At 36.6% G+C, this 13259-nt stretch carries 11 protein-coding genes, 1 other RNA gene and 1 pseudogene; 7 read left to right on the top strand and 6 right to left on the bottom strand.

What is annotated here, in order from left to right; translation table 11 throughout:
* Positions 1 to 48: 48 nt before the first annotated feature.
* The 3 genes from rnr to ssrA all read left to right on the top strand — a co-directional run bounded on the left by rnr (position 49) and on the right by ssrA (position 3389).
* The gene (gene rnr, locus AS180_RS10620; protein ID WP_374699990.1) at positions 49 to 2358 is read left to right on the top strand and encodes a ribonuclease R; all 2310 of its coding nucleotides are present in this window, start codon (positions 49 to 51) and stop codon (positions 2356 to 2358) included.
* Positions 2359 to 2422: 64 nt separating this feature from the next.
* Positions 2423 to 2890: an SsrA-binding protein SmpB gene (smpB, locus tag AS180_RS10625; RefSeq protein WP_025907473.1), complete on the top strand. Its 468-nt coding sequence runs from the start codon at positions 2423 to 2425 to the stop codon at positions 2888 to 2890.
* Positions 2891 to 3027: 137 nt separating this feature from the next.
* Positions 3028 to 3389: a transfer-messenger RNA gene (ssrA, locus tag AS180_RS10630) on the top strand.
* A 214-nt stretch (positions 3390 to 3603) separates the two neighbouring features.
* Here ssrA and AS180_RS22515 read toward each other — a convergent pair.
* Positions 3604 to 3768, bottom strand: a complete 165-nt coding sequence (locus AS180_RS22515; RefSeq protein ID WP_156413474.1) for a hypothetical protein — start codon at positions 3766 to 3768, stop codon at positions 3604 to 3606.
* A 15-nt stretch (positions 3769 to 3783) separates the two neighbouring features.
* Entirely contained in the window at positions 3784 to 4338 is a 555-nt protein-coding gene (locus tag AS180_RS10635) for a hypothetical protein (RefSeq protein WP_062686801.1), read from the bottom strand.
* 274 nt (positions 4339 to 4612) lie between these two features.
* On the opposite strand from AS180_RS10635, the gene AS180_RS22520 reads away from it, so the two are divergent.
* The 3 genes from AS180_RS22520 (at position 4613) to AS180_RS10645 (ending at position 8675) form a co-directional block, all read left to right on the top strand.
* Positions 4613 to 4756, top strand: coding sequence for a hypothetical protein (locus AS180_RS22520; protein WP_156413476.1), 144 nt, complete (start codon positions 4613 to 4615; stop codon positions 4754 to 4756).
* Positions 4757 to 4900: 144 nt separating this feature from the next.
* Positions 4901 to 5872 carry a PIN domain-containing protein gene (locus tag AS180_RS10640; RefSeq protein ID WP_220387604.1) on the top strand — a complete coding sequence of 324 codons (972 nt, stop codon included), beginning with the start codon at positions 4901 to 4903 and terminating at the stop codon, positions 5870 to 5872.
* Positions 5873 to 6341: 469 nt separating this feature from the next.
* A complete protein-coding gene (locus tag AS180_RS10645; RefSeq protein ID WP_062686803.1) occupies positions 6342 to 8675 on the top strand; it encodes a TOTE conflict system archaeo-eukaryotic primase domain-containing protein in 2334 nt (777 codons plus the stop codon).
* 352 nt (positions 8676 to 9027) lie between these two features.
* Here AS180_RS10645 and AS180_RS10650 read toward each other — a convergent pair.
* Positions 9028 to 10301: pseudogene (locus tag AS180_RS10650) on the bottom strand (cytochrome P450); the annotation flags it as partial.
* 322 nt (positions 10302 to 10623) lie between these two features.
* On the opposite strand from AS180_RS10650, the gene AS180_RS10655 reads away from it, so the two are divergent.
* The gene (locus AS180_RS10655) at positions 10624 to 11343 is read left to right on the top strand and encodes a YebC/PmpR family DNA-binding transcriptional regulator (protein ID WP_035319819.1); all 720 of its coding nucleotides are present in this window, start codon (positions 10624 to 10626) and stop codon (positions 11341 to 11343) included.
* Positions 11344 to 11380: 37 nt separating this feature from the next.
* Here AS180_RS10655 and AS180_RS10660 read toward each other — a convergent pair whose 3' ends face one another.
* The 3 genes from AS180_RS10660 to AS180_RS22525 form a co-directional block, all read right to left on the bottom strand.
* Complete coding sequence (locus tag AS180_RS10660; protein WP_025907483.1) at positions 11381 to 12583, bottom strand: MFS transporter; 1203 nt, start codon at positions 12581 to 12583, stop codon at positions 11381 to 11383.
* A 144-nt stretch (positions 12584 to 12727) separates the two neighbouring features.
* Positions 12728 to 12907 (bottom strand): YozQ family protein, encoded by a 180-nt coding sequence (locus AS180_RS10665; protein WP_025907485.1) that lies wholly within the window; start codon positions 12905 to 12907, stop codon positions 12728 to 12730.
* A gap of 38 nt (positions 12908 to 12945) precedes the next feature.
* Positions 12946 to 13188 (bottom strand): hypothetical protein, encoded by a 243-nt coding sequence (locus AS180_RS22525; RefSeq protein WP_139109187.1) that lies wholly within the window; start codon positions 13186 to 13188, stop codon positions 12946 to 12948.
* Positions 13189 to 13259: the final 71 nt, after the last annotated feature.

Raw genomic sequence — 13259 nt, forward strand, 5'->3', positions numbered from 1 at the left:
GACTTGGAACAAGAAATTCAACAGTATATTGACCGTTTGTTAACGTTTATGAAAGAAGAAACGTATAAACCTTTAACGGTCCAAGAATTAGAGAAAGAGTTTGGGATTGAAGATTCAGCTGAGTTTAAAGATTTTGTAAAAGCTCTTGTAATCATGGAAGAACAAGGTCTTATAATTCGAGCAAGAAACAATCGATATGGTGTACCTGAACGAATGAATTTCGTTAAAGGAAAAGTAACAGGTCATGCCAAGGGATTTGCATTTGTTGTCCCAGAAGAGCAAGGAGCGGATGATATTTTCATTCCAACCACGGAGACAAACAATGCAATGCATGGAGACATTGTATTAGCTCGCGTACTGTCAGAGTCTTCAGGTAACCGCCGTGAAGGAACCATTGTTAAAATCATTGAGCGTGGTACACAACAAATTGTTGGAACGTACACGGAAAGTAAAAACTTTGGGTTTGTTATTGCGGATGATAAAAAGATCGCAGGAGATATCTTTATTCCTAAAGGTGCACGTAATGGGGCGGCAGAAGGACATAAGGTTGTTGTAGAGTTAACAAGCTATCCAGAAGGGCGCATGAATGCAGAAGGGAAAATTGTACAGATTTTAGGTCATAAAAATGATCCAGGAGTCGACATTATCTCAGTTATTCATAAATATGGACTTCCACAGGAGTTTCCAGGCGATGTTTTAGAGCAAGCGATTAATACACCTGAAACGATCTCAGAAGACGAAATAAAAGGTCGTCGAGATCTACGAGACCAAGTGATTGTTACTATTGATGGGGCAGATGCTAAAGATTTAGATGATGCGGTAACGGTAACAGAGCTTGAAAACGGTAACTATAAGTTAGGTGTTCACATTGCAGATGTTAGTCACTATGTAACGGAAGGTTCACCAATTGATGTAGAAGCGGCAGAACGCGGAACAAGTATCTACTTAGTAGATCGCGTAATTCCTATGATTCCGCATCGACTTTCAAACGGGATTTGTTCCTTAAATCCAAAAGTAAATCGATTAACGCTTTCCTGTGAAATGGAAATTAATTCAGCTGGAGAAGTGGTTAATCATGATATCTTCGAAAGTGTAATCAAAACAACTGAGCGAATGACGTATTCCGATGTTAATAAAATTCTGACAGACAAAGATGAAGCCGTTCGCGCTCGTTATGAAGAGCTGATTCCAATGTTTGAGCGTATGGAAAAACTGGCGGAAATTCTTCGTAAAAAGCGTATGGACCGAGGAGCAATCGACTTTGATTTTAAAGAAGCAAAAGTATTAGTTGATGACGACGGTCATCCAACCGATGTGATACTGCGTGAGCGCTCTGTATCCGAAAGGCTAATTGAAGAATTCATGCTAGCAGCAAATGAAACTGTGGCTGAGCATTTTCACTGGATGAATGTTCCGTTTATGTACCGTATTCATGAAGATCCAAAAGAAGAAAAGCTTAATCGCTTTTTAGAATTTGTGACGAATTTAGGATACGCTGTAAAGGGAACAGGAAATGACATTCATCCTCGTGCGCTACAGGACATTTTAGAAGCAGTAGCGGGAACACCAGAAGAGATGGTGGTTTCTAAAGTAATGCTACGCTCGATGCAGCAAGCCAAATATCAAGCAGATAACCTTGGCCACTTTGGACTATCAGCGGAGTTCTACACACATTTCACGTCTCCAATTCGCCGTTATCCTGATTTAATCGTTCATCGCTTAATTCGTACGTATTTAATTAACAATCAGGTGGATGAAGCAACGCAAGAAAAATGGGGCGAAAAGCTTCCTGAAATTGCTGATCACTCTTCAAGCATGGAAAGAAGATCGGTTGACGCAGAGCGTGAAACGGACGATATGAAAAAAGCGGAGTTTATGGCAGATAAAATTGGTGAAACGTTTGACGGAATTATTAGCTCAGTAACAAACTTTGGAATGTTCGTTGAACTATCAAATACAATTGAAGGTCTTGTACATGTTAGTGATTTAACGGATGATTATTATCGCTATGATGAACGCCATTATGCAATGATTGGTGAGAGAACAGGAAAAGTGTTCCGTATTGGCGATGAAATTGAAATTAAAGTTGCTGATGTGAATAAAGACGAGCGTGCCATTGACTTTGTTATTGTCGGCATGAAGACAAGTCAAAAGCGTTTGTCAAAAGACCGTCCAAAAGTGATTAACATGAAACAAAAGTCACGCAAGGACGATAAAGAAAACCGCAGAGGTCGTCGCAAAGATAAAGCAGGCGATTCAAAAGGTGAATGGACAACACAAAAGCCGAAAAAGAGGAAAAAGAAAAAATTCTTTGAAGGCGCACCAAATCTTAAAAAGAAAAAGAAGAAGCGTAAATAAGTAAATAGAAGCAGCCTTAACGGCTGCTTCTAAAGACGAGCGAATGAAAGGGGAATAAGCAAGTATGCCAAAAGGTGAAGGGAAAGTAGTTGCTCAAAATAAAAAAGCAAGACACGACTATTTTATTGAAGAAACGTACGAAGCAGGAATTGTCCTACAAGGAACGGAAATAAAGTCGATTCGTAACGGGCGCGTAAACTTAAAAGACTCATTCGCACGCGTTCAAAACGGTGAGGTATTCTTACATAATATGCACGTTAGTCCATATGAACAAGGAAACCGCTACAACCATGAACCGCTGCGTACCCGCAAGCTTTTACTTCACAAGCGTGAAATCAATAAATTGATCGGCTATACCAAGGAAACAGGGTATTCACTTGTACCGTTGAAAATCTATTTAAAAAACGGCTTTGCTAAGGTTTTATTAGGTCTTGGTAAGGGTAAAAAGAAATATGACAAGCGCGAAGACTTAAAACGTAAAGAAGCGAAACGCGATATAGAGCGAGCTTTCCGCGATCGTCAAAAAGAATAGTTACATTATTTTACAATTGCAAAATGCTTGTTTTGTGCTATAATAAAAATAGTTATTCGTTAGATGACTTTTGCAAACACAAGTCGCTATCTGCTGTAAGTGAAAAATCTTACGCATTCCGACTCCCTTTTCATAATGGGGACGTTACGGATTCGACAGGGATAGTTCGAGCTTAGGTTGCGAGTCGAGGAGATGGCCTCGTTAAAACATCAACGCCAATAATAACTGGCAAATCTAACAATAACTTCGCTTTAGCTGCCTAATAACAGCTTAGCGGTTCCTCCCTCCATCGCCCATGTGGTAGGGTAAGGGACTCACTTTAAGTGGGCTACGCCGGAGTTCGCCGTCTGAGGACGAAGGAAGAGATTAATCAGACTAGCTCTTTGGGCGCCTGTCAGCAGGCAGATAAATGAGCGAAATGCGAATATGCTGACTACACTCGTAGACGCTTAAGTGGCGATATTTCTGGACGTGGGTTCGACTCCCACCGTCTCCACCAAATACATAATTTTGGTGGCTAACCTTACTATAACAAGAACCATAAAATTGCAGAAAATGCATCTTTATGGTTCTTTTTTAGTTTTTAAATTTATGCTTCCTCAAAGTTTTAGAGGGGATTTTATAATGAAAAACAATCACATCTTTATAAAGACGTGATTGTTTTTTGAACTTTAATTTAAAAAATTTATGATTAGAAATATTTAAATAGGATTTTAATTAATTTTAAAAGGTTTTACTGATTTACTAAAAATAGATAAATTAGTTGATTTTATCATCGATTTCGGTTTTGAGGTTTTTTCTTTTTTAGTATCTAAATTATTTAATTTGCTATTAATTTGCTTCTGGATATCTAAATGCTTTGGTGATTTATTGTTCATTTATTGTTCCCCCTTTTATAAAGAAGTATTTGTTTCTATTGTCTCAGATAAGATACTTTCAAATTCATCCATGAGTTCTTCAAACTGAGCGTTTTGTAATTCTTGAGTTTCTGGGAGTAAATCTGGGTCAACCGTAATTAATAGCATATGCGGATCATTTTGAAATGTGACAGGACGAGTGATATATTGTCTGCCTTTTTTTTCTCCAGTTCCCTCGTATTTAAAGGTATAAAATAATTCTAATTCAATTCCTCTAAGAATTCCAGTACGTTGTTTTTTATTTAACTCCTCTAAACGTTCCTTCTTTTCTGTTTCAAAGTATATCATCTGAGTGTTAGGAAAATACTTTAGCAGTAAGTCATAAGCATCAGTCATAAATGAATAAATAAGTGAATCTTTATAAGTTAGATCATTCACGGATATAGAGTCAAGGTGAAGCTTGCTGTCAATAATGAAATCCAGTATTGGACGAAAATTTTGTTGATTAGCTAAAAAGCTTCGGATTGATTTATGGTAATTTTTATAAAGGTTTTTATCTATTTCGTAATATTGCTGGATCATACCATTCAAAGTCGTGTGATCTTTTACGAAGCCTTCTTTATTCTCCTAGTATTAATTTTAATAAACAGCCTAGAATGATTCCTTCAAATGTTTAAATATAAAATAAAAGAATTTAAATTTAGTACAGCCTTGAAATACAGTTTCTTGATTCTAATTCTTAAGAAAGCCTAAAAGAGACTGAGACATAAGTAGTTCAGCCTCTACTATACCTGAACGATTGAGAGTTCATAACTTTTAATCGTTCAGGTTTTTTTTTGATTGTGAAAACAATGTTGAAAACAGGGTGGAATGGAGCGTAGGACACTCGACTCCTGCGGGAAAGAGAGGGAAAACGGAGATCCCGCAGCGCAGCGAGGAAGCTCAGGTTCCTCCCCGCGGAAAGCGAGTGACCGTAGCGCAATGGAATGAACGTGTTGAGACAAACTAAAGAGATGGGAACAGCTAGTGTTCGTCTTTTAGAAGCAATCATTTTGTTATGTCCCAAACTCTTTTTATTTTTTGTGGATAAATAATCGATAAAAGTTAAATTATTTTATTTTTCCATACTTTAAGGTGTTAAGATATATTCGATGTGCAAAAAAGAAAAGGGGATAATGCTATGCTTAAATTTAATCCAGGTAAGGTTCCTAATGGCTTAATTTTAGATACAAATGTGCTAGTTTATTTATTTGATCCAGAGAGAGGTGAAGATGAGTTATTTCGTCGCCTTTTAGGTTTATTAACGAATAGATGGATAAAATTAATTATTCCTGAACAGGTAAAAGGAGAATGGAATAAACACAAAGAAGAGAGAAATGAGCAATATTTAAAAGATACAAGAAAATCACTCCAAAAGCATAAAGATCTGGCGTCACATTTTGATCAACAGCAAGAAAAAGATGATTTTTTAACAAGATTAGAGCAATTAGAAATCATGGCTGTAAGGCAATATAGATATACACATGGATTAAGAGCTCGAAATTTAAATGATTTTATAGAAAATAAATATTACACTGATATCCCTTCAAGAAATTCCAGTATAGATAACCTAATAGTTAATATGTCTTTAGAAAGAAAAGCTCCCTTTTTTACATTTAATAAAGAGAGTGGTTCTAAAAAAGCTTCAAAAAATGAAATGGCAGATGCTATTATATTTTTTACGGCTTGTGATTATGCTCAAAAAAATGAGGAGAATTTTGATCATATTTATTTTATTACCGAAAATAGCAAAGATTTCAGTGGAGGTAACGGTGCAGAGTTACATGATAATCTAAAAGGTTATGCTGAAAAAGCAGGAGTTCAATTCAATAATAATTTAAGACGAGTTCTAGATATTATAGATCCGCAAAAGTCATTAATTTTTCCGGAACAAAAGACTGTTAAAGATCATTTACAGAGCAATAATTTTACAGATTGTTCTAATTGTAAGGATGAAATGCATGTTAACGCTGATTGTCAAACTAGAACATCATCCAGATATCCAGAAGGCGAATTTATATTAGTTTGTCCTCACTGTGGACATGAGCATCCTACTGGAGAAACCTATCATCATTTATATAATTAACTTTATTTGAAAAAGATGCAGATTTAGACATTATATTTAATTTTTTAAATTTTAATAATTTAAAAGTAGCCTCAGAAGAAAAAAATTCTAATTAATTTTCTGCAATTTTATGGTTCTAAAATAAACTTTGTGCAACCATGGATATAAGTAGTATATAGTAGATGGTTCATTCCATTCAGATTTTAATTAGTTGTCAAGAACAAAGTGATAAATATGTTGTCTAAAGTAAAAGCAGCAGGATTTCAATCCTTAATATCATCGTAATCTTTACTTCTGTATCGAGGGGGATTTATAGAGAATATATGGAATTTAAATAACGGATAAGACCGATTTTTGTCTTCCGTTTAGTATAACAGCTATGTGTAAGGGGGAAATTGTATTATTCATCGCCCATTTGGCCTCTATCTTTTAATCCATCCCTCTATCTTGTACAATATCATTATACAAAAAGATTAAATAGAGGGATGGTATGAACTTACATCTTCAACTACAGCAAGCTTTACAAGAATGTGAACGACTACAGAAGGAAAATACGTATCTAAAACAACTTGTACAAAAGATGACAATTCAACAAAAAAAAACTGAAAATCAAATAGACATAAATAAAGTTATTACAAATCAATCTTCCCCTGAAGAAAAGGTTCACTTATTTCGAAGCTTATTTAGAGGTAGAAATGATGTATTTGCGAAACGGTGGGAATCTAAAAGTGGACGCTCTGGCTATAGCCCCTCCTGTGTAAATGAATGGCATCCAAAGTTATGTAGAAAACCTCAGATTAAATGTAGCAATTGTACTCATCGAATTTTAATGAATTTGTCAGATCAAGTCATTTATGATCACCTAAGTGGAAAACATACAGCAGGTCTTTACCCACTTCTTGACGATGATACATGTTGGTTTTTAGCTATAGATTTTGATAAACAAAACTGGAAAGATGATGTTTATGCTTTTGTACAAGTCTGTAAAGAGTATCATATCCCTTGCAATATTGAACGTTCTCGCTCTGGTAATGGCGCTCATGTATGGATTTTCTTTCAAGAATCTATAACTGCATCTCTTGCGCGAAAACTTGGAATGAATCTTCTATCTAAGACATTAGAAACTCGATATGAAGTTGGGATGGACTCTTATGACCGTTTATTTCCTAACCAAGATACCTTGCCAAAAGGAGGATTTGGCAATTTAATTGCATTGCCGTTACAACAACAGGCTAGGGTAAATAGTAATAGTATCTTTGTAGATGAAACATTTACTCCTTATCCAGATCAATGGATATACCTTTCGTCAATTAGGAAAATGTCGAAAATAGATGTGCAGAAAGTAATTAAACAGGATGATTCCACTATTATTAGAGAAACCATATCGGGACAAATACTCCCTAAACAAATGACCGTTGATTTAAAGAATGGAATTCATATTCCGAAAGAGGGGATCCCTTCCTTTTTACTATCCAAGATAGCAAGGTTAGCAGCTTTTAATAATCCTGAGTTTTATAAAGCTCAAGCAAATCGGATGTCAACACATAGAATACCAAGAATTATTAATTGTACAGTAGACGAAACAACTCAATTCGTATTGCCAAGAGGTTGTTTCGAAGATTTACAGAAACTTTTACAAGAACACTCTGTTCATGTGGGAACTGCAAATCAACGGTATGAAGGAAATCAAATTGAGGTCACCTTCCATGGCACATTGACATCACAACAACAAGAAGCTATTTCTGAGTTACTTACACATGATAACGGTATTCTCTCAGCCACTACTGGGTTTGGTAAAACAGTTACAGCAGCTGCACTTATAGCTGCTCGGAAAGTTAATACTTTAATCATTGTACATCGCACGCAGTTGATGCAACAGTGGATGGAACAGCTTTCTACTTTCTTTGACATCCCGTTAAAATCAATTGGACAGATAGGTGGAGGTAAAAATAGATCAACAGGAATAATTGATGTAGCAACAATTCAAAGTTTAAACCATAAAGGACAAATTGATGCTCTTGTAACACAATATGGACAAATCATCGTTGACGAATGCCATCATATCTCAGCTTTTAGTTTTGAACAAGTATTAAAAAATGTGAGAGCAAGATATGTACATGGATTAACTGCAACACCTATTCGGAAAGACGGTCTCCATCCTATTATTTATATGCAATGTGGTCCAATTCGTTATAAAAATGATGCAAAAGTACAAGCGAAAATCCGACCTTTTGTTCATCGATTTATCCCTAAACATACAACATTCTCTACAGAAAAGACGAAGATTCAAGATATTTATAGCGAACTATCAACAACTACACAACGAAATCTTCTATTATTTAATGATGTATTACAAGTTCTAGGGGAGGGGCGCTCGCCTTTAGTATTGACAGAAAGAGTTGAACATGTTGAAGAACTACACAGAAGGTTTAAAGGATTTGCCAAAAATATTATCATCCTCTCAGGTAGTATGAAAAAGAAAGAACGTCAGCAAGAATTACACCGTTTGGTAGAAATTCAAGATGATTCAGAGTTGCTAGTAATTGCTACAGGAAAATATATTGGAGAAGGCTTCGATTATTCCAGGCTTGATACCTTGTTTTTAGCCATGCCAATATCTTGGAAAGGCACTTTACAACAATATGTAGGGCGTTTGCATCGAACCCATGCTAATAAACAAGAAGTTAGAGTATATGACTATGTAGATTACAATGTTCCGGTTTTAAAGAAAATGTATGAAAAACGCCTAACAGGCTATCGAACGATGGGCTATACACTAGATGATAATCCATCTTCTAGTGCTGAACAGATGAGGCTGTTTTAAATTCATGTATTCCCACCCTGCCTTGTTTGAATAGATAGCTGTTATTTATTGAACATCCATTTATATATTGGAAACACAATTAACTATATTAACTTTTAGTGGTTTTATCGTTCATAAGCAAATTTTCTGCAAATATATGAGTTACTATAGTTGTTTTTTTATTCGATGTAGGTAAAAAATGTTTTATTTCGTGCAGATATATGGGTAATTATTATACAATTTTATGGGTTAAGTCACACTTACTTATAATAAGAACCATAAAGCTGCACTAGCTGCGGCTTCATGGTTCTTTTTTATTTGAAGTTTATTTATGTTGTTTCAGGTTAGAAGCTGAAACTGTTAAGGATTATGCTATGGCTATATATTTCATCGCCATTTGAAAGAACGAAATAGTTGCATGAAGCGCAAACTGCATACCAATACATGCTCGCTGCCCATTTCCAAAGGGTTTAAAAGCATGATGTGGCACTTTTTTAGGATCTTCAAACCGTTCTGGAATAAACTCTTCTACATTATCTCCCCAAGCACTTTTATCACGATGCAAAGAAGGAAGTAAAACCATAATGCGCTCACCTTCTTTTTGCACAGGGTATTTGCCTCCAATAAGGGCGTCTTCTTTAGCAAAAAGGTTGAAAGCAGGTGCGGTTGGCCATAATCGGAGAGATTCGTTTAACACCATTTTGATATATTTGAGTTTTACTACTTGGTCATATGAAGGTATATCATCCGTCAAAATAGTATCGACTTCTGTATAAGCTTTTTCCAACTTATCAGGATTATTCATTAAGTAGTAAATGGCAAATGACAGTAATTCACTCGTTGTTTCATGACCTGCAATTAAAAAAGTAATAATTTGATAACGAATGTTTTCATCATCTAGCAGGTCATCTGTCTCAGGATCTTTAACGTTTAGCATGCGCGCCAATAAATCTTTGTCGTTCTGACCATTTTGGTTTTTGCGTTCTGAAATGATACTATCAACCAATGAAAACATCGCTTGGATATCACGTTGAAAGTGTTTTTTGTTCGAACCATTAATTTATCTTGAATATCTAGTCGCTGCATTTGATGCATGGCTTCTTCTAAAGCACGTACCATACTTGTTACAAAAGGGTGATAGTTTTCGCGATAAAAGCTATTGAAGCGATAGTTGAACCCACATAAGCCAATTGTATCTAATGTGAGTCTGGTCATATCCTCTGGAACATCAACTTCTTCATTTGGGTTTAAACGCTCCCACTTTTGAACGAGCTGAACCGCAATATCAGTCATCATAGAATGGTAATCTTTCATTGCTCGTTGCTTAAATGTTGGAGCCAAAATATTGTGTGCCTTTTGCCAGTTTGGTTCGTGTGTCCAACTTGTAAAGAGACCATCGCCACCAAAAGCGCGAACTTTAGCTAAAGCACCTTCAGCATTTTTATCAAAACGTCACTGGTCACACACTTCTTTTACAAGCTCATGTCCTGAAAGAACAAGAGAGGAGCCGGTCGGACCTTGTAATCGGAAAATCGGGCCATATTCTTCAGCTAATTTCATTAACGATAGGACGGGTTTATTTTTGTCAAGCAAAGGTACGTTGCCAAGAGGTCCATATGTTTTAGGTTGAGGTATTTCGGTTTTCATAAAAAAATCATCCTTCCTACATGTAATGAGTAAGTGCTATTCAGTTGTCGAAAAAAATTCTTTTCTCGAAAAATATGATAGATAAATAATTTTATCATTTAATTATTTTCGATCCCGATGATATCCTTTTTGAAGGTAGGGTATCAGACGATTTCTAGCTTAGTATATGAGCTTATTCTTTGTAGTAGCTTTTATTTATCATCATGTAAAGATGAATGATGATGGTGCTGAAAGAATTGCCGAATAAATTAATTGCGGTATAATAGAAGGTGGCAGAGTGATGTTTTAACATTAGATATACATTCGAAAGAGAGTGAAAAATATGGGTCGTAAGTGGAATAATATCAAAGAAAAGAAAGCGTCAAAAGATGCTCAAACAAGTCGAATTTATGCTAAATTTGGCCGTGAAATTTATGTAGTAGCAAAACAAGGTGAGCCGGATCCAGAAGCAAACCAAGCGCTAAAAGTTGTTTTAGAGCGAGCGAAAACGTATAACGTACCAAAAGCTATCATTGATCGTGCAATTGAAAAAGCAAAAGGTGGCGGAGAAGAAAGTTATGACGAGCTTCGTTATGAAGGCTTTGGTCCAAACGGTTCAATGGTTATTGTTGATGCGTTAACAAACAATGTAAACCGCACAGCTTCAGACGTTCGCGCTGCTTTTGGTAAAAACGGCGGTAATATGGGCGTTAGTGGATCTGTTTCTTATATGTTTGATGCAACTGCTGTTATTGGACTGGAAGGCAAATCATCAGACGAAGTTCTTGAAATTTTAATGGAAGCAGACGTTGACGCTCGCGATATTTTAGAAGAAGAAGATGCAGTGATTGTTTACGCTGAGCCAGATCAGTTCCACGCTGTACAAGCTGCTTTTAAAGAAGCTGGTATTACGGAATTTACGGTGGCAGAAATTGTGATGCTAGCTCAGAGCGATGTGACGTTACCTGAGGATGCAAAAGCTCAGTTTGAAAAAATGATTGATGCACTTGAAGACTTAGACGATGTTCAACAGGTCTACCATAACGTTGATCTAAGTGAATAATTTAAAAAAGACGTTCCCATGTGGAACGCCTTTTTTATTAAGCTAATTCTTTTTGTTTTGTTTCAGATCCTAAGAAAATAACCGATGCCACACCAATTAAGATAGCTCCTGCGAAAATAGTAAATATAACGGTCAGAGAAGCGCCTTTAGTTGTTAAATAACCAATAAGCAGTGGGCCTAAAATTCCTCCAATTCTGCCAAAGGAAGCAGCCATTCCTGCACCAGTACCGCGAATAACTGTCGGATATTGCTCCGGTGTATACGCATATAAAGCTCCCCAAGCACCTAAGTTAAAGAACGACAAAAGCATTCCTGATGCTAGCAGTAAGCCGAGAGACTCTGCAGTTCCGAAGAAATATGCGCTTGCAGCCGTTCCAATGAGATAGGTGATTAGTACAAATTTTCGTCCCATTCGTTCAATGAACCAAGCGGCCGTATAATAGCCCGGCAGTTGTGCAAGAGTCATAATGAGTACGTATTCAAAGCTTTTAATTAAGCTGAATCCTTTTATAACCATCACGCTTGGTAACCATAAGAACATACCGTAGTAGGAGAATACAACGCAAAACCAAAGAATCCATAACATGATTGTTGGTTTACGATAGTCTTTGCTCCATACATGCTTAATATTATCTAAAACGGATGGTTTATGTTCTGCAATTGACTGTGTAAACTTCGGTGAATCTGGAAGTTTGATACGCAAATAAAGTGCGTAAAAAGCAGGTAAAGCGGTAATTAATAATGCGATTTGCCAGCCGAAGTTTGGGATAACAAAGTATGAAATAAGTGCGGCAGCTAACCAGCCATATGCCCAAAAGCTTTCCAGCAATACAATGATTTTCCCTCGTCTTTCGGGAGCTACGGTCTCTGATACAAGTGTTGAAGCAACAGGAAGCTCTCCGCCTAGTCCCATTCCGATAATAAATCGTAAAGTTAAAAACATCCATAAAGTTGTCGATAAAGCAGACAATCCGCTCGCAATTGAAAAGAGTAATAGCGTAATAATGAACACCCATTTTCGACCGATTCGATCCGCAAGCAATCCAAAAACAAGAGCTCCAACAGCCATGCCGATGGAGTTCACACTACCAATCCAGCTCATTTCATTAGGTGTAAGGTTCCATTCTGTATGTAGAGCTGCAATAATAAACGAAAGAATGCCTACGTCCATTGCATCGAATAACCAACCGAGTCCGGCGATGTTTAATAGCTGACGTTCAGACAAATTGTTCTTACTCATAGGGTCCTCCTCTAACAGATGTCTTTACAGTAGTCTTAAACAGTTTACAACTGTCTTTACATTTTGTCACTAGTAATTTTGAGTTTGGCAAAAGTGAGAGGGTAGAGAATGAAAAAAAAGACGCTAGTAAGCGTCTTTGTAGCATTAGCGATTTGTGTCTTCAATCGTACCTTCTTGGTAAGTGTCGCTCATTTGTTCATGCGTTTCAGAAAGGCCTTGTGATACTTCATCTGAATTTTTGTAGTCTGCAGCTTTAAATTGACGTCCTGCTAAATCATTTGTATTGACGGGTTTAATTTGTTTTTGGTTTTCATTTTTATTCATATTGTATCTTCCTTTCCTTAGTGAAATAAACTTCTTCCTCAGTTTGTGTGAGTAGGGAAAGATATATACAAAAAAAGAGTTTGGGACATAACAAAATGATTACTTCTAAAAGACGAACAATAGATGTTCCAATCTCTTTGATTTGTCTCAACACGTTCGTTCCATTGCGCTACGGCCACTCGCTTTCCGCGGGGAGGAACCTGAGCTTCCTCGCTGCGCTGCGGGATCTCAGTTTTCCCTCTCTTTCCCGCAGGAGTCGAGTGTCCTACGCTCCATTCCACCCTGTTTCCAACATTGTTTTCACAATCAACAAAAAACCTGAACGATTAAAAGTGAGAAACTCTCAATCGTT

This window comes from Priestia veravalensis, assembly GCF_001457055.1.
In the GTDB taxonomy this organism is placed as follows: domain Bacteria; phylum Bacillota; class Bacilli; order Bacillales; family Bacillaceae_H; genus Priestia; species Priestia flexa.